Source organism: Microbulbifer zhoushanensis (assembly GCF_021729055.1).
Taxonomy (GTDB): domain Bacteria; phylum Pseudomonadota; class Gammaproteobacteria; order Pseudomonadales; family Cellvibrionaceae; genus Microbulbifer; species Microbulbifer zhoushanensis.
Genome location: NZ_JAJSAO010000001.1, coordinates 80075 through 101469 on the forward strand (window position 1 = coordinate 80075; position 21395 = coordinate 101469).

14 protein-coding genes are annotated in these 21395 nt (G+C 59.4%); 4 read left to right on the forward strand and 10 right to left on the reverse strand.

The features are described 5' to 3' along the window. Positions 1-382: 382 nt before the first annotated feature. Complete coding sequence (locus LVD10_RS00385) at positions 383-1375, forward strand: HAD family hydrolase (protein ID WP_237061303.1); 993 nt, start codon at positions 383-385, stop codon at positions 1373-1375. A gap of 105 nt (positions 1376-1480) precedes the next feature. Further along, a complete protein-coding gene (locus LVD10_RS00390) occupies positions 1481-3028 on the forward strand; it encodes an arylsulfatase (RefSeq protein WP_370636703.1) in 1548 nt (515 codons plus the stop codon). Positions 3029-3098: 70 nt separating this feature from the next. Here LVD10_RS00390 and LVD10_RS00395 read toward each other — a convergent pair whose 3' ends face one another. Together LVD10_RS00395 and LVD10_RS00400 are read right to left on the reverse strand one after the other, a co-directional pair. Beyond that, positions 3099-5138, reverse strand: a complete 2040-nt coding sequence (locus tag LVD10_RS00395; RefSeq protein WP_237061305.1) for a DUF3604 domain-containing protein — start codon at positions 5136-5138, stop codon at positions 3099-3101. A 234-nt stretch (positions 5139-5372) separates the two neighbouring features. Next, positions 5373-7076, reverse strand: coding sequence for a DUF1254 domain-containing protein (locus LVD10_RS00400; protein ID WP_237061307.1), 1704 nt, complete (start codon positions 7074-7076; stop codon positions 5373-5375). A 164-nt stretch (positions 7077-7240) separates the two neighbouring features. On the opposite strand from LVD10_RS00400, the gene LVD10_RS00405 reads away from it, so the two are divergent. Both LVD10_RS00405 and LVD10_RS00410 read left to right on the forward strand, forming a co-directional pair. Then, complete coding sequence (locus tag LVD10_RS00405) at positions 7241-8353, forward strand: cation diffusion facilitator family transporter (protein ID WP_237061310.1); 1113 nt, start codon at positions 7241-7243, stop codon at positions 8351-8353. A 210-nt stretch (positions 8354-8563) separates the two neighbouring features. Beyond that, positions 8564-10243 (forward strand): NAD-dependent malic enzyme, encoded by a 1680-nt coding sequence (locus LVD10_RS00410; protein WP_232942154.1) that lies wholly within the window; start codon positions 8564-8566, stop codon positions 10241-10243. A 56-nt stretch (positions 10244-10299) separates the two neighbouring features. Here the strand turns inward: LVD10_RS00410 and LVD10_RS00415 are convergent, their stop codons facing one another. From LVD10_RS00415 to LVD10_RS00450, 8 genes are all read right to left on the reverse strand, one after another. Beyond that, on the reverse strand, positions 10300-11127 hold the full coding sequence (locus LVD10_RS00415; protein WP_237061312.1) for an SDR family NAD(P)-dependent oxidoreductase: 828 nt from the start codon (positions 11125-11127) through the stop codon (positions 10300-10302). A 105-nt stretch (positions 11128-11232) separates the two neighbouring features. Beyond that, positions 11233-12441 (reverse strand): efflux RND transporter periplasmic adaptor subunit, encoded by a 1209-nt coding sequence (locus tag LVD10_RS00420; RefSeq protein ID WP_232942158.1) that lies wholly within the window; start codon positions 12439-12441, stop codon positions 11233-11235. Between the two features lies 1 nt (position 12442). Next, entirely contained in the window at positions 12443-14821 is a 2379-nt protein-coding gene (locus LVD10_RS00425) for an ABC transporter permease (RefSeq protein ID WP_237061314.1), read from the reverse strand. Positions 14822-14848: 27 nt separating this feature from the next. After that, positions 14849-15577 carry an ABC transporter ATP-binding protein gene (locus tag LVD10_RS00430; protein WP_232942162.1) on the reverse strand — a complete coding sequence of 243 codons (729 nt, stop codon included), beginning with the start codon at positions 15575-15577 and terminating at the stop codon, positions 14849-14851. Positions 15578-15614: 37 nt separating this feature from the next. Next, the gene (locus LVD10_RS00435) at positions 15615-16946 is read right to left on the reverse strand and encodes an MgtC/SapB family protein (protein WP_232942164.1); all 1332 of its coding nucleotides are present in this window, start codon (positions 16944-16946) and stop codon (positions 15615-15617) included. A 270-nt stretch (positions 16947-17216) separates the two neighbouring features. Beyond that, on the reverse strand, positions 17217-18083 hold the full coding sequence (locus LVD10_RS00440) for a copper resistance protein B (protein WP_237061316.1): 867 nt from the start codon (positions 18081-18083) through the stop codon (positions 17217-17219). An 8-nt stretch (positions 18084-18091) separates the two neighbouring features. Continuing rightward, on the reverse strand, positions 18092-19891 hold the full coding sequence (locus tag LVD10_RS00445) for a copper resistance system multicopper oxidase (protein ID WP_232942168.1): 1800 nt from the start codon (positions 19889-19891) through the stop codon (positions 18092-18094). 134 nt (positions 19892-20025) lie between these two features. Further along, positions 20026-21324: a zinc metalloprotease gene (locus LVD10_RS00450; RefSeq protein WP_232942170.1), complete on the reverse strand. Its 1299-nt coding sequence runs from the start codon at positions 21322-21324 to the stop codon at positions 20026-20028. Positions 21325-21395: the final 71 nt, after the last annotated feature.

Genomic DNA, 21395 nt, shown 5'->3' on the forward strand with positions numbered 1-21395 from the left:
CGTGAAGCCGAAGGGGTACAGTTTAACTGGCATTGAATTCCCCGGAATTATTTCCCTGTCGTTATTTTCCTGTTTATGGCTGTAGCGACGGCAGGCCGGCCCATCGGCAAAGGGAGACCGCAACAATTTAGTATAGTCGGGACAGGCGCAGAATTAGCCGAAGATGCGTTATCGCCGAATCAAATAGCTCCCCTGCAGGCATCCGCAGGCTTCTGCAATCCGTGGGGGAGTGTCATCCAGGATGAGCGCAGGCTGTTCCGGGACAGGTGTCACTGGCTTCATCCTCTAGGCACAATCCCCTGCCAGCAGCTAAGGTGTAATAGGGCGCATTTTGCAAACTACGCGTTCCAGTTAGCCTGAGGTACCCATGATGTCGAGATGCATGGCACGCATTTGGGGCGGCATACTGCTCATTCCTGTTTACCTGCTTGCCACGTTGCCGGCTCTGGCAGCCGACCCCCTGCGGTCCTGGACAGACGGTCCGACCAAGGATGCCATTATGGAGTTTGTGGCGAATGTCACCAAGGAGGGTGGGCCCGAGTATATCCCTCCCGAAGAACGCATCGCGGTCTTCGACAATGATGGCACCCTGTGGGCAGAGAAGCCTCTCTACTTCCAGCTGATTTATGCAATGGACATGGTCAGGGATATGGCACCTGATCACCCGGACTGGGAAAAGCAGGAACTATTTGCCTCAATACTGGACGGAGATCCGCGCAAGGCGCTGGAGGGCGGCAAGCCCGCCCTGATGAAATTGATGGCCGCCACGCACAGCGGTATGACCGGCAATGAGTTTCAGGAAAGCGTCAGTAAGTGGCTCGCCACTGCCCGCCACCCGAAATACAAGGAGCCGTATACCGAAATGGTTTACCAGCCAATGCTGGAACTTCTCCGGCATCTCCGCGCCAACGGCTTCAAGACCTTTATAGTCTCAGGCGGCGGGGTTGATTTTATCCGTGCTTTCGCCAGGGAGGTGTATGGAATCCCGCCGGATCAGGTAGTGGGTAGCAGCCTGAAGGCAGAATACCAGGTGAAGGATGGCAAGCCATCCCTGGTCAAGCTACCGGAAATCAACCTGATCGATGACAAGGAAGGCAAGCCGGTGGGGATATACCAGTACATCGGCCGTCGGCCAATTTTCGCCGTGGGCAACTCCGATGGCGACCTGCAGATGCTGGAATATACCACGGATGGTGAGGGGCCCCGTTTTGGACTGCTGCTGCACCATACGGACTCCCGCAGGGAGTGGGCGTACGATCGCGATTCCGAAGTCGGTCGTCTCGACAAGGCCTTGAAGTTGGCGCCGGAGAAAGGCTGGACCGTGATAGATATGCAGGACGACTGGAGAATGGTTTTCCCCTTCGAGAAGCAGTGACCGGCTATTGGTAAGGCTGCGCTAAGGTGACTTTCGGGCCGACAGGAAGCCGGATAGCTCGTGATTGATGAATCTGGATAGTTTGTTAGGAGCAAGGAGATGTTTATGTGCTCATTGCGGTGGCTGCTGGCTATTCCGGTGGTCATGCTGCTTGGCTTTCACAGTAATGTCCAGGCGCAGGGTAAACCCAATATCCTGGTGATCTGGGGCGATGACATTGGTATCACCAATATCAGCTTCAATAGCCGCGGCCTGATGGGCTACGAGACGCCGAATATCGACCGCATCGCCAAAGAGGGACTCTCATTTACCGATTATTACGGCCAGCAGTCATGCACCGCGGGTCGCGCCGCATTCCTCGGTGGCAACGTACCGGTCAGGACAGGTATGACGAAAGTCGGGCTGCCCGGTGCCAAGGAGGGCTGGCAGGAATCCGATGTCACAATCGCAACCGTGATGAAGAGCCTGGGTTATGTCACCGGGCAATTTGGCAAGAACCACCAGGGCGATCGGGATGAGCACCTGCCCACGAATCACGGCTTCGATGAATTTTTCGGCAACCTGTATCACCTGAATGCAGAGGAAGAACCGGAAAATCGGGACTACCCGAAAAACCCGGAATTCCGCAAGAAATTTGGCCCGCGCGGCGTTATCCGTGCAAAAGCGGGCGGGCCGATCGAGGATACCGGTCCCCTGACGAAAAAGCGGATGGAGACTGTTGATGATGAAACGGTGAATGCCGCAATCGATTTTATCGAGCGCGCTCACGACGCCGGAAAACCGTTCTTTGTCTGGTGGAACGCCACCAGGATGCACTTCAGGACCCATGTCAAAGAGGAACACAAGAACCTGGGTGGGCCAGATAGCAACGAGTATATCGATGGGATGGTGGAGCACGACCAGCATGTGGGCAAGCTCCTCGACCTGCTGGATAAGCTCGGGATAGCCGAGAATACGATTGTTTTCTATTCCACCGACAATGGTCCCCACTTCAATACCTGGCCCGATGCGGGTATCACGCCATTCCGCAGCGAGAAGAACTCAAACTGGGAGGGCGCCTACCGGGTTCCGGCTTTCGTGCGCTGGCCCGGGAAATTCCCCGCCGGGAAAACGCTGAATGGTATTGTCTCCCATGAGGACTGGCTGCCAACCCTGGCAGCGGCTGGTGGTAACACCGATATCAAGGAGCAATTGCTGAATGGCGTGCGCCTGGAGGGGCGCAAGTACCGCAACTATATTGATGGCTACAACATGCTGGATTACTTTACCGGCAAGACTGAAGAGTCGCCGCGTAACGAGTTTATCTATGTCAATGACGACGGCCAGATCGTGGCAATGCGCTACCAGCCATGGAAAGCGGTATTTCTGGAGAATCGCGGCAAGGCATTCGGGGTATGGATGGAGCCCTTCACCGAGCTGCGGGTGCCATTGATATTCAACCTGCGCCGGGATCCGTTCGAGCGGGCCCAGCATAACGCGAATACTTACTATGACTGGTTGCTGGAGCGGGCCTTCGTATTGGTTCCGTTGCAACAGATGGCTGCAGAGTTCCTGAAAACCATGGAAGAGTATCCTCCCAGCCAGACACCGGGTGCGTTCAACCTGAAGAAAATCGAGGAACAGCTGAAGTCAGGTGCAGCGGGGAGTAATTGATATTCTTGCAGGGGGCGGTGGAAGCTGCCGTGATTTCAGCACGGCAGCCTTCATCACTCTTTCCGGGCCTTTAGGGCGTATACCAGATCGGGCTGGAAAAGGCGCGTTCCTGGTGGACCATGGGGACTTTCTTGTCCATATCGATATCGAAGCGAACCTTGTCGTACAGCGTCCAGCGCGGGGTAGGGATCTCCAGGACACGAACGTAGTAAACCGCCTTGTGTAAGGGGTTGAATTCCTGGTCCTCAAAATAGCCAATCAGTTGCTCGGCGCCGATGTCATTTTTGTACCCGGCGGTCTTCAGGTCAACGCTGTTACCGACATGCTGGATCCTTCCCCTGCCATCCTTGCTGCGCTCGCCGGACCACTTGACGTTGTATATTTTTTCGTGGGTTTCGCCGTTGCCGTCCACCCAACCCTTGATGATCTGGATCCGGTCAAGGTTGGCGCCCTCGGGATCCTTCATCGCTGCCACCAGGAAAGTCATGGGCTGGCCGCGCTCCGCGCCCTTGAGTTTGCCACCCATGGGGACGCCCTTTTTATAGCCGATGGCTACAACGTCATCCCCGGCATCCTCCCTGTTGAAGTCGTGGCTGGCGAAAAAGCGTACCTTCATCCGGGGGCCGGTGGTGGCAAAAGTCTCCTTGCGCATCATGGCGTCCCAGATGGCCTCCCGGGTGTTCTCTTTCGCCCATACACCCATAATGCCGGAGGCTGCCTGTTCCCAGCCGTAGAAATCCCCGCTCTTGCCCTCGAGGAGGGGAAAGTTCCAGCGCTGCTTGTTGGAGGGCTCCAGTGTCTTGAATTTGCCGAAAAAGTTGTCTTCCTCAGTCGTGGATAGGCCGGTGTGGGTGTCACTGGCGCCATTAGCGCCATACTGGAAGGGATTGGTACCCAGTTCCGCCTGCAGCCGGAGGCCGGATTTCAGTGCCTCACGCCAGTATTCGGTCTTGAATGCACCCTTGGGCTTGGGGACCAGTATCAGGTTGCCGCGATCCCAGAGGTCCCAGTTGGCGAATTCGTCTTCCGGTGACAGGGAGGGGTGGGATTCACTCTGGCCCTTGATCTGGGTGACTTCAAATAAGGGCTCATACTTGGCCCGCATCTGTGCCCATTCTCTGGTCATCGGCGAGCCATCGAACTGCTGTTCCTCAAACATGCGACCGTTGGACAGGTTACCATTGTGGGGAATGGCGAGGACGCGGCCGCCACTTTTCTGTTCGTAGGCCTGCATCCACTCCCACAGTTTCATCGGATCCTGGGTCTCAAAAGTGGTGAGCGGCAGGATGTCGCGGGTCCGGTCGGCACCATCGCGGAATATGACATTTCGGTGCAGGTTGTTGCCTCCATCGGCATTCACGGTCCACTCATAGGCGATGAAGGTAGTGAACTCTCCCGGCCGGTAATACTTTTCTGCCGCATCGACGGTCTTTTGCCAGGCAGACTTCATCCATTTGGGATCCATCAACACCTTCGGCAGCCGCTCTTCAGACTGCATGGTGATCAGCTCACTCTTGGCCTTACTGGCCTGGTCCGGATCCCCTGAATTGAGCGCCTCGCTCCACTTCTTGATGGTCGGGTCCTTCAGCATTTCCGGGTTGCCGTCGATGATCTCGTTGATTGTACCCATGCCATCGGAGTGATCGGTGATCATGAACCAGTCGTAGGGCCGGTGCAGCTTGGCCTCAATGCCGCTGTTGGACTTCACCTCTTCACCCTGTGCAAAGCGATAGGCGTCGTCAGGAGTGAGGATTGCGCCATCCATGCCTGCATCCGCCGACCAGCCGGTATGTACGTGGCTGTCGCCGAAGTAGGCCTGGGTAGGGTAATCAGCGCCGTCAGCGACACCATTACTCGTTGAAGAGTCCGCTGTTGTACTTTTGACGGCCGGCCCCTTCGCGGAGTAGGGATTGGATTCGGGGTCGCTGTCCAATTCCGCAGAGTCATCCGCCCCGAATTCCTCCCCGATGATCTGGTCACCCCCTGTGCCGAGTTCTTGTTCACCGTTGACGTCAGGGCTTTCCCCGGCGGGAGATTCCTTATCACGGTCACCTCCGCAGCCCACCAGGAGGATGGTTGCGAGCAGGATGGGCAGGCCGATTTTGGTCATGGGGTGCCTCTTGGTTCTATTGAAAGGTTACCCGGATTACCCGTGAGAGTTCCGTGTAGTAGTAATAGCAGAGTAGTCCCAAGGGAATTGCCGGAGACACACAGATAAACACAGCCATTGGTGATGGCCACGGCTGGAGTGTCAACTGATACAGGAGGAGACGACGGCGAATGTAATGGTTTCCGACATCAGGCGCTGGGCCAGTGCGGCTACTCGCCATTCCTCCTTGTCCTGCTATTTAACCTCCTCGATCTCCCCAGCGCGCCACTCCTTGGTAAAGAAGGGCTCCAGCGGGCTGTAGAGCCGCAGAATAGTGAACCAGCCCTTTCCCGGGGTTGTCTGGATCCAGTTACCACTTGCTACACCGTCTGGTTGCTTCGGAGCGAAGTAAATAGTGGTTGATCCATCGCGACCTGGTTTGGCTGCCGGGGTTGGATAGGACTGGCTGCCAGCGCGTGGAAAGCGCTGCGGTGTTGCCAGCATGGAACGGGTCTGGTTGTCATAGGCGGTCAGCGACCAGAATTTTCCCGCCGGTATGTCCTTCGGCAGTGTGACCCTGTAGGTCTTGGCGCCGTCGAACGGTTCGCCGTTGGCGTCCGTAAAACCCATCAGGTATTGGGAGCCGACGTCGGGAATGCGCATGATCATCCCCGGCGAGTCGAGTGTATAGGCGAAATAAAAGGCAGTACGGGAGTCAAGTGTGCGTGCACCGGTGGGAGGGAAGGGCTTGAACATGCCGTCTTTGGTGAACTTTGGCGGCGGTGTTTCGAAAAAGGCGCCGCCTTCCCATAACATATTGCCCCACATGGAATCGGGGTAATAGGCCCAGTCCGGGTGGACCATGGGCCAGCGCCAGTTGAGAATGCGGCCAGTGGCGTTGCCTGCGGCGGCGGCATCGGTCAGGATCTTCTTCATCCGCACGTCGGGCTTGAAAGGCTTACCCCGGACGATGCCGATTGCTGCCAGTTGGCCCGCCAGTTCCACGTCGTAACTTCCCGCAGGTTCATTCTGCAGGTTTGCGTTAATCATTTCGAAGAAGCCGAAGTCACTCGGGGGAATTGTGTTGAATTTCTTTCCGCTTGCCTCGATAAAATGAGTATCGGGAACCGGGGGATTCTTGCCAAGACGCACCTTGCCTTCCAGTGCCGTGGCGATACTGGTGCCATGGCCGCCAGGGGTATAGGGGTATATTTTCAGGGATTTGCGGATATTGGCCACGGCCGGGGCGGGGTCATTGTCCACCAGGTAGGTTCGGGCGGCGTAGAGGAGGTGGTTGGTTTTGGAGTGTGCGATAAAGAAGCCACCCTCCGGCAATGAGCCCTCATATCCAGGTGGAACCAGTAGATACTTGCCACCCGCACCGCGATCGGGACCGGGAAACCCGATGTCGATTACCCAGTTGAACCACATGTCGTTTATGGTCCCCAGACCCATCGAAGGCTGTTCCAGTACCAGTGGTCCCTTCGACAGGTCCAAAACTGCCATGTAATAGACAGTGTCCGCATTCGCGGTCAAAAACAGCGAATTGGAGTCCATCAATTCGGAGAATATGACGATGTCGTTGTCCTTCGCCCCGATGCTGTGCAGGCCTTCCCGAATTGCGTAAGCCGATGCCCCGCGAAAGCTGTTGTTGAAGGCCTCCAGGGCACGGGTGAAGTCCAGGGTGTCACGGACAGTCCGGGCGGTGTCCGGGGTCGGGACCCCATTGACGAATTCCAGGGTGCCTATTCGGGTGTCGATCTTATCTGGTGTGGTAATTGCTGCCGGCACTTCGGGGGCAGCGTGCGCTGGTGCAAAGGCGAATATGGTTGTTGCCAGGGCACTGTAAACCAGGCTCTTGAGATAGATCACTTGTTTCACTCCGGGAAAAAGGTCGCCTTCAAGAGTAAAGTTGATTCTGGGTGTCACTGAGCTACTGGATGGAAAGAGTGCCGCCAATCATGGCAACTACTATATATGCTGTATTGGGGCGGTGGAGTCAAAGGGGGGCCAGTGCTCTCGAAAGCCGGCCACCGGCTTTGGCGATCACCATTATTGGCGCCCTTTGATGCCGGTAGGGCAATACGTTTACTTCAACAAACAGCAGAAAACTGGAAGCACCAATGGCCCAAGGCTCGAAGAAAGCGGTTTTCTATGCCATCTGCGTCAATGGCATCATCACCGTACTGAAAGGATTTGCAGCCCTTGCAACACATTCAGCCGCAATGATGAATGAAGCGGTACACAGCCTGATGGACACTCTCAACCAGGTGTTCCTGATGATCGGTCTGTTGCGTGGCGGCCGGCCGGCCGATGAGAATTACGCCTTCGGCCACGGCCAGAAAAAGTACCTCTGGAACCTGTGGAGCGCCATTGGCCTGTTTTCCATCGGCTGTGGCCTGGGTCTGGCCCACGCCTGGCATGCCTACCACCAGCTGCATGTTTCAGAGCGGCCGACCGTGGTGTCGATCCTGGGCGTGGAAATTGCCCCAATCTGGATCTCCGCCGTGGTGCTGTTTATTGCCCTGGTGCTCGAGGCCTATGTGCTGTTAGTGGCGGCGAAGGAGTTCCGCGCGCAGATGCGTGCCCGGGGGGCCACCAACCCTTTCCGTTTCCTGCGGGAAGCCGACGATCCCACATTGATCGCGGTCTTGCTGGAGGACTCAATCGCGGTGACAGGTGTGATTCTTGCTGCCACCGGTATCGGCCTGGCCCAGGTAACGGGTGACAAGATCTGGGATATCTGGTTCTCGGTGGCCATCGCCGTGATGCTGGGCCTGACGGCGATCTTTCTGGGCGCAATCAATATGCGTTTCCTCACCAGTATCCGCGATGCGGATGCCGAGAAGGCTTTTGCGGAGATCTGCCGGGGGCGCCGGGATATAGAGCGCTTCCATGACCTGCGCTCGGTGATTGTCGACGAGACCCACGTGGTGGTGGTAGCCGAGGTGGAACTGCGCGAGGAAGTGCTGGTAAGGGATATGCGTGAGCGCATCCAGGCCCACGAAAAAGCACTGCTGGAGCGGGTGCCCGAGCATCGGCGCACTGAAGCGGTCCGGGCCTACGCCCAGGACCGCGCGGTGGTCCAGGCCACCCTGGAGCGCACCGAGCGGGTGATCGACGAACTGGAATCGGAACTCAAGGCGCGCTGCCCGCAGGTGTTCCACCTCACGGTAGAGGTGGAGGGGATTGCCCAGTCGTCGGTCCTGGATGAGCCCGGAGAGTTGTTATCCTGAGCGCGCCGCGTTAGGCTCTCCGCCCGCACGGTCACGTGCGGTGACAGCCCGTTTCAGGCTGGAAAACCAGTGTTTTTGTGACTGCAGCAAGGGCTCTGTTCACGCCGGTTGGCGGTGCAGCACCTTTACCTGATTCCCGAACAATGAATGCTGCGTGCCGGTGCGAATGGCCGGCGGCAGTTCGATATACTTCCAAGAAATACCGAGTCGATGACCAACGAAGATAAACGCCCCCTCTATATTCCCCACGCCGGTCCGTCCCTGCTGGAGATGCCCCTGCTGAACAAGGGCAGCGCCTTTACCCTGAAAGAGCGGCTGGAATTTAACCTGGTGGGGCTGCTGCCGAACAATGTAGAGACCATCGAGGAACAGGCGCGCCGCGCTTATCACCAGTACCAGCAGTGCAACTCCGACCTGGAGCGGCATATCTATCTGCGCGCTATCCAGGATGACAATGAGACCCTGTTTTTCCGCCTGATCGAGGAGCATATCGAGGAGATGCTGCCGATCATCTACACCCCGACGGTGGGCAAGGCCTGTGAGGAGTTCTCCAATATTTACCGCAACCACCGCGGCCTGTTTGTGTCCTACCCGGACCGCGAGTATATGGATGACATCCTGCGCAGTGCCACCAAGGACAATGTGAAGGTAATCGTCGTCACTGACGGTGAGCGGATCCTGGGGCTGGGCGACCAGGGCATTGGCGGTATGGGTATCCCCATCGGCAAGCTGTCCCTGTATACCGCCTGTGGAGGCATCAGCCCGGCTTACACCCTGCCGGTGACCCTGGATGTGGGGACCAACAACCGCACCCTGCTGAATGACCCCATGTATATGGGCTGGCGCCACGAGCGTGTGTCGCAGGAGGAGTACGATGAGTTTGTGGCCGAATTTATTGCGGCGTGTAAGCGGCGCTGGCCCAAGGTGCTGGTCCAGTTCGAGGATTTTGCCCAGACCAATGCCATGCCGTTGCTGGAGAAGTATCGCGATGAGCTGTGCTGCTTCAACGATGATATCCAGGGGACCGCTGCGGTTGCCCTGGGAACCATGCTGGCAGCCTGCAAGGCCCGTGGCGAGAGCCTGAGCGACCAGCGTGTGCTGGTCGTGGGGGCCGGCTCGGCCGGTTGTGGTATCGCCGAGCAGGTGGTCAAGGCCATGGTGGACGAGGGAACGAATGAATCCAGGGCCCGCGAAAACCTGCTGATGTTCGATCGCTACGGCCTGGTAACCAGTGATATGAAAGGCCTGCACGGCTTCCAGTCACGCCTCGCCCAGGATCCGGCCAAATACCCAGGTGTAAGCGAGTGGGACCTGCTGCAGCTGGTGCAGGCGGTCAAGCCCACCATCCTGATTGGTGTTTCGGGGCAGGGTGGCCTGTTTTCCCAGGAAGTGATCGAGGCGCTCCATGCAGGCTGCCCGCGGCCGCTGGTGATGCCACTGTCGAATCCCACATCCCGCGCCGAGGCCAGCCCGAAGGAAATCCTCACCTGGACCCGGGGCGAGGCCATGGTGGCCACCGGCAGCCCCTTCGAGCCGGTGGAACTGGATGGACATTCGTACCGGATCGCCCAGTGCAATAACGTCTATATATTTCCGGGGGTTGGCCTGGGTGTTATCGCCGCCGGTGCCTCACGGGTGACCGACGGTATGCTGATGGCGGCCTCCAACGCCCTGGCTGAAAACGCACCGGTGGCCAAAACCGGTGAAGGTGCGTTGCTGCCGGCCCTTTCCAACATTCGCGAGATCACCAGGTATATTGCCCTGAAGGTGGGCCAGCAGGCCCAGGAAGATGGCGTGGCGCCGGTTGTGAGCGAGGAGAAGCTGAGTGCCTCCATCGAGCGCAATTTCTGGTACCCCGGTTACCGCAAGTACCGTCGGCGTTCGTTCTGATATGTCACCCTGTAGAAGCGGCCCATGGCCGCTCCTACAGGGAACTTTTCCTTCCGCTAACCCGATTCCTGTAGCGTCGAGGACTGCCTGCGCAACACCCGCACCAGCACCATGCTGCATATCCGGTAAAACAGCCGCGGGAACACCCGGTTGGCGAATGCGGTGAGCTTGCCCCTGGTGCCCGGGATAATCTGCCACTTGCCCCGGTCCAGTCCCGCCAGTATCTCGTCGCAGGCGGTATCCACATCAAGGGAACCGGCGACCTTGCGCAATTCCATCGACACCGGGTTGCCGTCCAGCTTCTCCTTTTCCACCATCGGCGTGCGCACCTCTGCCGGGCAGATACAGCTGACGCCGATGCCCAGTGGCTGGTATTCGAACCTGAGGGTAGTGGCCAGCCCCACCACGCCGAATTTGGATGCGCCGTAGGCGGCGTAGCCGTAGTTGCTGGTGAGGCCGGCAAGGGAGGCTACCAGGGCCAGGCGGGAACCGGGTTGCAGGTGGGGCAGCACGGCGCTGGCAAAGTGGAAGCTGCCATTCAGGTTGACGTCCACCACACGGTGGAACTCTTCTGGAGAAAGGTCGGGGAATGCCCGGTTGACGACAATCCCCGCAGAATTGAGTGCGAGCTGCGGGTTGCCGAATGCTGCCACCGCCTGTTCGGTTGCGGTCTGCAGAGTTTCCTGGCGGGTGACATCGGCCTGGAAAAATTGCCAGCGGCAGTTGCCCTGTTCGGCGGCATCCCGTAGCTGCTCCCCTGCCTGGTCGGGCAGTTTCAGGTCGAGCACGGAAACACTGGTACCCCGGCGCAGGAGGCGCAGGGCAATGCCCAGGCCCAGTCCACTGCCGGCCCCGCTGATTACAGCATGAGTCCAGTTGATCATTATTGTTCTCCCCAACGCTGGTCCGGCAAGTCTGGCATATGGCGCGTTACCGGGCAATCTGTGGGCCCGGGGCGAAACCAGGGGGGGGGCCAACAATGCAGGCGATTACAGATGCCGGGCTTCCACCTCCACGCCGTCCTCGATCCGTTCGCTGGGATGCAGTACCAGTGTCTCTCCTTCGCTGAGCCCATCGAGCACCTGTGCCTGCTGGCCATTGTTGTGCCCGATTGCGACGACCACCCGCTCGGCGCGGTCGTTGATAACCCGGAACACAGCCCACTCACCCTGGTACCGGAAGAGAGCACCGGTAGGCACCTGCAGGATATCCTCGCCACGCCAGATGCGCACCGCCGCGTCTACGCGGTAGCCATGCCCGAGTCGCTGCCAGCTTTCCCGCGGGTCGGTGAAGTCGATGATGACATTGACGCGCTGCTCCTCGATACCCAGGGCAGAAATCTTGGTAAAACCAAACGGCTCCACCAGGCGGACCTTGCCATTCAGGGGCTTTGCGCCGCCCCAGCTGGTCATACGGACATAATCCCCCGCTTCGACCTGGACCGCATCCCTGGAAAGCAGGTCGACTACTATCTCCAGCTGCGCCGGGTTGCCGATTTCCAGCAGGGGCGTCCCGGCATTCACCACGTTTTCACTTTCCTGCCGCACCTGCAGCACCCGGCCACTCACCGGGGCCTTGACCCTGACAATATCCTCGGGGCTGACCGGCTTGCCCTGCCGTGGTTCAATCAGGGCAGCGCGAGCGCTTTCCAGCTCGCTACGGCGAACATTCTCAGCGGCTTCGGCAGTGTCCACCGCCGCTTCGGCACTGTCGAGGGCCAGTTCTATCCGCTCCAGTTCCACTCTCGAGATATGGTCTTTCTTGATCAGGGCCCGGGCGCGCCGCGCATCAGCCTGCGCGAAATTGAGTTGTGCTCGCGCATCCCGGAGTTCCGCCCGGGCCAGCTCCAGCGCTGACTCCGCACTGCGCACCGCTGCCGCTGCCTGGTTGCGGGTGCGTTCGTCGAGAAACTGCGGGTGGGTAGGGAGAAGTTGCGCCAGCTCGGACTCCCCGGCAGTAACGTTATCACCAACCTCGTTCTCCACCCGTAGGAGGTAGCCGGTCACCGGGGCGGAAACCACGAAGACATCCCGGACCCGGGTGTAGCCCTCGTCGCGCACGTAGACCTCCAGGGGGCCGCGGGTAACCCGGGTAAGGTCCACCGGCACTGGCTCGGGCAGGAATGCGTAGGCAAAGAAGAGCCCCAGGCCAGCCAGCAGCCCGATAATTACCAGTCGGCGCAGGAGGTTTGCGCGCATATCACTCCCGTGTCTTGAGGACCGCGATCAGGTCCAGCCTGTCGATGCGCCGGCGTACCAGCAATCCGGAGCCGAGTGCTGCGAGCAGGACCACCAGCGCGGCATAGCCATAGGTGGATGGGGCGATTACCAGCGGGATACGGAATAATTCCGTGTCAAAAGACATCACCAGAGTGGCCGCCAGCAGGTAGCCGAGCAGGGCGCCCAGTGGCAGTGCGATTATTGTCAGCAGCCCCAGCTCGCCCAGCAGGATGTAGGAAATTTCGCCGCGGGTCAGGCCCAGCACCCGCAGGCTGGCCAGTTCCCGGCCGCGTTCCGACAGGGATATGCGCGCGTTGTTGTAGACCACGCCGACGGCGATCAGTCCGGCGAACAGGGTGTTGAAAAAAACAAAGGTCCCGAGGCTGTCCTGCAGGGTTTCATAAAATGCATTCTGCGCCTGTTCCTGGAGGCTGACGCCAGCAACCAGCGGGGTGTTCTTCAGTTCCCGGTACAGCGCGTCGGTCTGCAGCGGATCTACCAGCAGGTATGTGCCGTTGATGGATGTGTCCTCCCCGAGCAGGCGATTCAGGTGCGCCAGGTCCATATAGGCGGCTGTGCCCATGTAGGTCTTCACCACGCCACTGACCGGCACATCCAGTTCGGGGCGGCGTCCGGTGCGCACCTCCACCCGCAGTAACTCACCCGGCCCGATCTGCAGCAGTTCAGCAAGCTTGTCCGACAGGACAATTCCCGCGGGCGGAACCTCCACGGGCTTCAGCTCGGTATCCACCACACGGCTCAGTTGTGCGTCCGGCAATATACCGACGATGCTCTCCCGACGCATGCGCGGGCCATTGCGCAATACCACCGGGATGGCGCGGAAGGGCTCCGCGGTAATGACGCCGGGCGCATGCATGACATCGTAGATGGCGCGATCGTTGCGTGGGTCGAAGAAATTCACGGTCACATCCTGCCGGTCGATGACATTGAAGCTGATATCCACCATATACATCATGGCATCCATCGAGAAACTCGCGCCGATCAGCAACCCCATGGACATGCCAATGCCCAGCACCGCCATGGCCGCCCGGCGGGGCCAGCGGTAAATATGGCGCAGGATCATGCGAGTGGGCTGGTCGATCCATGCCGACAGGCGCTCGATCCAGCGGGCCGAGCGGCTGTAGTCGGGGGGAGGCGGGGGAACCATGGCCACCGCGGGTTCCAGTTGCATGACCCGGCGCACCGACGAGAAGGTGCCGGCCACGGCCACCAGCAGGCTGACCCCGACCGCCACCAGGTAGACCTGCAGGGGCGCGCGAAACAGCAGGAAGGGAAACTTGAAAAAGTCCTGGTACATGTTGGCCAGCCCGCGCCCCAGCCAGGTACCCAGCACGATGCCGACCAGGATCCCGAGTAGCACAATCACACCAATCATCTTCAGGTAATGGATCGCCACATCGCGGTCGGTATAGCCAAACGCCTTGAGCAGGCCGATCTGTTCGCGTTCGGTATCTATCAGCCGCCCAACCACGACATTGAGCAGGAAGGTGGCCACCAACAGGAAAATGGGTGGCAGGATCCGCCCGATGGTTTCCAGCTGGTCGATTTCGTTGGTCAGGAACTGGTCTGAGATTTGCTGGTCGCGGCCGTACGCACCGGTTGCACCATAGCGTTTCAGCAGGGTGTCCAATTGATCGATCAGCGCATCCTCATTACTGCCGGCGGAAGTGAGCAGTACTGCTTCGTTGAAGGCGCCATCCAGGTCGAACGCATTGGCGAGGGCTTCCCGGTTCATCCACAGCACGCCAAAGCGCTTCTTGTCCGGCACGATTTCCCCGGGTGAAATCGCATAGATATATTCCGGGGACAACACGATGCCGGTGATGGTCAGCCGCTTGCGGGTGCCATTGAGGATGGCGTGGAGATGGTCCCCCGGTCCCAGTCCATGGGCTTCGGCGAAGGCGTCCAGGGCCAGGACTTCCTCCTCATGTTGTGGGTCCACGTAGCGCCCGCGGCGCAGGACTATGTCGTTGATGTGTGGCGTGGGGACTTCCGGCAGTGACTGGATTTCGCCGGTAATCGGCGCACTGGAGCCTTCCACATCCAGGATCACACCGGCACGGATTCGGGTTTCCGCCCGGCGCACCCCGGGCAGGGCAGTGATTTCGTCCAGCAGTGCATTGGGGGCCCGCTTTACCGGTGCGACCACATCCGCAAAGCGGTAGCGCTCGTAGTAGGCGGCGCGGGTTTCGGAAAGCGACAGCAGCATGCCCCGGGACATCAGGTACATGCCCACGCCACAGCCGATCACAATGGCAATGGCCAGGCCCTGTCCCTTGATGGCCCAGAGGTCGCGGACAAGTTTGCGGTTCAGTGGCTTGAGCAGTTCTATCAGCATTGGCAGCGCCTGCGGGGTAGACGGCCCTTACCAGCTGAGCTGGTCCGGTGCACAGGGTTCCGGGTGGCGCTCGCTTCTCTGAATACGGCCATCGGCCATATAAAGCACGCGATCGGCCATGTCCGCGATACCGGCATTATGGGTGATGATCATGGTGGTGGTGTCCAGCTCGCGGTTGGCGCGGGCGATTGCTTCCAGCACCACAATTCCTGTTTTACTGTCGAGCGCGCCGGTGGGTTCGTCGCAGAATAGGACATTGGGTTGTTTGGCAATTGCGCGGGCGATGGCGACCCGCTGTTGCTCCCCGCCGGATAGCTGGGCGGGGAAATGTTCCATGCGCTGTTCCAGGCCCACCAGGCGCAGCGCCTCCTCCGGACGCATGGGGTTCTTTGAAATCTCGGTTACCAGGGCGACATTCTCGCGGGCGGTAAGGCTGGGAATCAGGTTGTAGAACTGGAACACAAATCCCACATGCTCGCGCCGAAACAGGGTCAGGTGGCGGTCATCGAAGGCTGTCAGTTCACGCCTGCCGAAAAACACCCGCCCCGAAGTGGGGGAATCGAGTCCACCGAGGATATTCAGCAGGGTCGACTTGCCGCTGCCGGATGGGCCCAGCAATACCACCATCTCCCCGCTGGGAACTTCCAGGTCAACGCCACGCAAGGCGTGCACAGTGGCTTCACCGCTGCCATAGGTTTTGGTGAGCTTCTCGGCACGGAACGCGATGGCCTCACTGTCAGTGGCTGTGCTCTCCATCGAGTGCCTCCATGTACCTGCAGCGCGGCCGGCCTGCTCAACCAGCGCCCGTTGGCCAGAGGAATATCACGGCAATGCCGGTAATAAAGGGTAAGGTAAACAGCAGCAGCACCCCCCTGAACAGCGCCCAGCCACCCAGGGCACCGGCAGCGCCCGCCTTGAAAACCAGGTTGGCCAGTGTCGCGATGATCATTGCACGCCAGGCGGTGGCGGCTTCCAGTGCCCCCCTGCCGGCCAGGTTGGCGGTGGACAGGGTAATGGCGTCCACGTCGGTAAAACCGGAAATCAACGCCACGACATAGATACCCTGGTTGCCGAAATAATCCTTGGCCGCGGCGACGGCGAGTAAGACCAGGGCATACATCAGGCCAAACACCAGTGCCGGGGTCAGTTCCGCCGGGTTGGTCTGCTCGGGCATCTGGTCTTCCCGGGCCCCGATTCTCAGGTAGCCCAGCCCGCACACCGTGACACTTACCACCAGCATAACCGCCAGGGGCGGGATGAGTTGCAGGACCATGCGCGGCGCAACCACGGCAATTTCCACGAACATGCGCAGGAACATGCTGGTGGAGGCAATCAGGATCACCAGGGCTGCCAGCCTGACCAGCGTTGCCTGATTGCGCGCCCTGCGCGCGTAACTGACCGTGGTGGCGGTGGAGGAGATCAGGCCACCAATAAGCCCGCTGAGCAGCGTGCCGGTGCGGGCGCCGACGATCTTGTAGGCGCCATAGCCGCCGAGGCCAATGCCCACGATCAGCACGACAAGCAGCCAGATCTTGAAGGGATTCAGTACATCGTAGGGGCCGAAGGTCCGGTTGGGGAGAATCGGCAGGATGATCAGGGAAATCAACGCAAACTGCATGATGGCACGCAGGTCTTTCTCCGGCAGGTGCTGGGCAAAGGCGTGCATACTGGGCTTGAGGTGTAGCAGTATGGCGATGGTGCCACCAACCGCCACGGCGATGGATTTCTCGCCCACCATCACATAGGCCCCCACCAGGTAGATCATCAGTGCGGTGATTTCCGTGGTAATGCCGGTGGTTTCCTCCTCGCCACGGAGTCGCTCAACATTCCCGAGAATGAGCAGGATAGTGACGCTCAGGAGTCCTGCGGGCACCAGCCACTGGGCCTGGTAGACCATGCCGATACGTGCCGCGAGGGCGCCAAATACCGCAATCAGGGGAAAGGTGCGAATGCCACCAATGCGATCGGTGGTGCGCTCGCGCTGAAGGCCCACCAGTAACCCCAGGCTGAGTGCGATACCGAACGCGATGGCGCTATCCAGGTCGACGTAGCCAATAGCGCCGGGTATCTCGTTGCTGGCGGGGTTCTCCAGTGGCTGTCCGGGGGAACCGGGGCTTCCTTGCAAGTCAGGGTCCATTTATTGGGATTATGCTGTCGGATCATTCAAGCCAGCCGGCATGGGGCGAATGCACTGGTGTGAGTTTTTCGTCAGTCCGGCAGGCGTCCTTAATCTGTCGCGGGTGAGTTCATCCTTTAATATAGTCGCTGGCCGCGGGCCCTGTGGCGGCCTGGTGATCCCGGGGGCGGCGGGGAGCAGGTGCCGGGATAGACATCACAGCCTGATCTGGCGTTGCTCTCAACAGCCTGTGCCACAGGAGGCAGCGGCGGCCAGTTATCAGAACCAGAAGCGCACACCGGCTACTGCGAAGGTGAATTCAGAGTCCTCCCCATCAGCTTCGACCAGGTCGGCGGATTCCCCAATCTTGCGTTCCCAGGAAACACCGAGGTAGGGGGCAAACTTGGGTGTAATCATGTAGCGCAGGCGCAACCCCAGCTCGATAGCGGTAAATCCCTCGCCAATGTTGTAGGCCGGGATATTGGAGAAAGAGAAATCCGTTTCCAGCCTGGGCTCCAGCACAACCCGTTGGCTGAAGTGGAAGCCCCGCTCTATCTCCAGCCGCCAGGAGACATGGCCGTCTTCGCTGATGTAGCCGGTCAGGTCGGTTTCAAAGCCATAGGGTGTCATTCCCTGCAGCCCCGACGCCAGAAACGAGCGACTTTCGCGGGGATTGAAGTCGTGTCGTATACCCAGCTGGTAGTCCCAGAAAGGGCGGATGGCGTGGTTCCAGAAAACCTCGAGCTTTGCCGCCTCGGTCTTGCCGCCGGCTTCCCGCTCGCCCTCGGACTCCAGATACAGTTTGTTATGGTCGCCACCATACCAGGCATCAATTTCCCAGAGCTGCTTTTCGGTATCACCGTCGCGTTGGTACTCGAGTCTCTTGCCCAGCACCTGCATAAATTTCTGGTTGTCGTGGATGGGAATAACACCAAAGTTTCCCTGGGGTTTTCCCGTCGCATCTTCTGCGTACTTGCGAATCTGCTTTCCAGGTTCAGGGGGCAGAGGCGGGCTCCGGTAGCCTTCCGGTTTGGGCTCGGTGCCATCCTCTGAGGCCTGGATCGGGACATTTTCCGGGGGCTCCGACGCTGCCGCGAAGCTCACCGGCAGCAACAGGAGAAGGGGCAGGGCAGGGTAGTTTTTCATAAGCTTGCTCAGGCAACCCGTACCACCTGGAACATCCCCGCCTCCATGTGGTAGAGCAGGTGACAGTGGAACGCCCAATCGCCTTTTTCGATGGGTGTAATCAGCACCGACAGCACCTCTCCCGGCTTGATCAGGATGGTGTGCTTGAATGGTATCCGTTCATTATCCTCGCCGTTTTCCAGCTGCATCCACATCCCGTGAAGGTGCATCGGGTGTTCCATCATGGTGTGGTTGACCATGAACAGCCGCAGCCTTTCGTTGTACCTGAACAGGTAGGGACCGGGTTGTTGGGTGAATTTCTTTCCATCCAGCGAGAAAATAAACCGCTCCATATTGGCGGTGATGTTGATGGTCATTTCGCGGTCGACTGTGGCGCTGTAGGGCTGGGGCTCCGCGGAAACCAGGTCAGAGTAGGTAAGGACTTTCCAGCCATCGTTGCCCAGGCCGATACCGGGCTGATTGAGCCGGCGCTGCGGATTCATCACCACCATGGCCACATTGGGGTTTTTCCTGTTGGGCAGGAAAGGCATAGGGCCATTGGGTCCAGGGATGGCGTCATCCTGCATTTGCAGGCGCTTGCGGTGCAGCTTTTCCTTCATTGCCTCTGACATGCCGCCGAAATACCGGCCCTTCATCATGCCCATGCCAATATCTTCCAGCTTGCGATCCGGCACTGGTCGCAGTTCCGGTACCGGTGCGGTCATTCCGGGTTCCGGGGCAAGGGTCCCGCGAGCGTAGCCGCTGCGGTCGAGCGACTCGGCAAACAGGGTGTAGGCGCGGGCTTCCCGCGGCCTGATGAGTACGTCATAAGTCTCTGCTACACCAATCCGGAATTCGTGGCAGCGTACCGGCTGCACTGCCTTGCCGTCGGCCATCACTACTTCCATATCCAGGCCCGGGATGCGCACATCGAAGTTACTCATTGCCGCGGCATTGATCACCCTTAACCTGACCGTCTCACCCGGAAGGAACTGGCCGCTCCAGTTCATGTCCGGCGAATGACCGTTCATCAGGTAGGTATAGATATACCCGGTGACGTTGGAGAGATCGCGGGGGCTCATGTTCATCCTGCGAAATGGCAGCAGTTCGGCATTGGCTTCTGCAAAGCCTTTTTCCCGCACCTCATGCAGATAGTCGAACACGGTGCGCTTGTAGTAGATGTAGTGTTCGGGGTTGAGATTGATATTGCGGAACAGGGACTCGGGATCGGTAAACGCCCAGTCTGAAAGGACGATTACATGGTCGCGGTCGTAGTGGAAGGGCTCACCGTCCTTCGGGTCAATCACCAGCGGGCCATAGGTGCCGGTCTGCTCCTGAAAACGTGAGTGGCTGTGGTACCAGTAGGTGCCCGCCTGTACCACCGGGAATCGATAGCGGTAGGTCTCGCCCGGTTGGATCCCATTGAAGTTCACCCCGGGCACACCATCCATGCGGAAAGGTACCAGGATCCCGTGCCAGTGAATGGAAGCGTGCTTTGTTCCATCGAGGTGGTTGGTGACATCCATTGTCACGGTATCGCCCTCGCGCCAGCGGATCAAAGGGCCGGGGACGGTGCCGTTGATGGCAGTGGCTGTGCCGTAGCGACCGTCGATACCCAGGGGGGTATATCGCAGCGCCAGGTCAAAATAGTCCTGCGGATGGTAATCCCCGATCCCGCCATGCAGGTTGCGGGGTGAAGCGAGCGCCCAGGAGGCCAGGGGCAGCGCCCCATTGATACCGGTGGTAAACAGGCCGACGCCCAGGCCCCGGAGAAACTGGCGCCTGCTGCAGGTTCCGGCCGTGCGATACGGCTTTTGCCTCGATTCCATTGTGACCTGTTTCCCCGCTGGCGAGATGGGGGAACTCTAGTCTATCCGGGTGGGCGCCGCGCGGAACGGGCCGCCGGCTCAACAAAGAAAAGAAGCCGGGGACCCGTATTGAATGTGCATGCTGCAGCCGTGGCTCAGCCGGCGGAACCCACGCCACAGGAGCCCAGGCGTTGCTTCCAGAGCTGTTCATTGGCCAGGAAATCCGCATACTCCTCGCGGAAATCCTCACAGGCTGCGGTCCCGTCCTCGGAGGAAGCACAGCAGGTCAGTGCCTTCCTGAGTTCGCGCTCGGAAACACTGTCAAAGGCGGTGGAATCGTCCGGTCCGTACATGATGCTGTCTTCCCAGGATTTCACCGGGCGCCAGGAATTATTGCCGTATGCCCCGCCATAGAAGCAGCCGGCGCCAGCTTCGCAGTCCAGGCCGATATCCTCGGTCCCCCAGACTGGCGCGCAGTTGGAGCCGAAGTAGTCGTCCGGGGTTTCCGACCAGGCGCAGCACTGGTAAACCCCGTTCTCGTCTTTGGTGCAGTCCCCGTCCTCGAGCCGGTTGTGGCTGACACACTGGTCACGGGTAGTGAGGGTGGGGCAGACGGAAGTCTCGGACTGCGTGTACTCGGAAGCCGGTTTGAAAGAATTGCACCATTTGGAGCAGCCGGGACCGTCCAGGTTGCGCCATTCCCGCGAGCGCTCGCTGGGCCAGCCTTCCACGGCATCGCCGTTCTTGTTGATGCCTCCACCGTAGAAGTCCGCCAGCCCGAAGTTGTGGCCCACTTCGTGGATTACGGTATTGGTCTGTTTTTCCAGCACTGTCTCCTGGTCCAGGTTCGAGTTCGATCCCACGTAAATTACTTCGCCGGCCGAGCCGCCGTTGGGAGAGTCCGCGAACGCCACCTTGATCAGCCCATTGATGTCACTGACATCGCACTGGGCCAGGATTTCCTGGTGGATTTTTTCGTCGTCGCACTGGAGGAGGTCACCGCCGTTGAGGCCCTGGTTGGTGCCCTTGCAGTTGAAGTCCTCGCCACTGCCGACATCCAGCTGGTAGAAAGCCAGGTGGCTGAAGTATTCGCTGAATGGGGGAATCGCCTGGAATTGCTCGTAAACCGCATTGTTGACCAGCTCGTCAAAATACGGTGCGTCGTTGATATTGAGGAAAAATATCTTCAGCTCGGCGTTTTCGCTGCCCTCGAAGGGTACGCAGTTGCCGACGGAGACATAGTCTCCGGGAAGCAGGCCGGTTGTACCGGTATTGCCGGAACCACCGCTATCGCCGCCGTTGCTGCCACCACTGTCACCGGAGCTGCCATTGTCAGTGGAACTGGAGCCGGGCGGGCTGGAAGGGGAGTCATCGCCACCGCCGCCACCACTACAGGCGGACAGCAGGCAAATAGAGACCATCAACAGCAGAGTGCGAATACAGGGAGACATCATTGGAATCACTTCTGGTGGCTATTTTTTATACATTTCGCGGAGCCGCGCTGCGTGTTATGTCCGCTATGCAC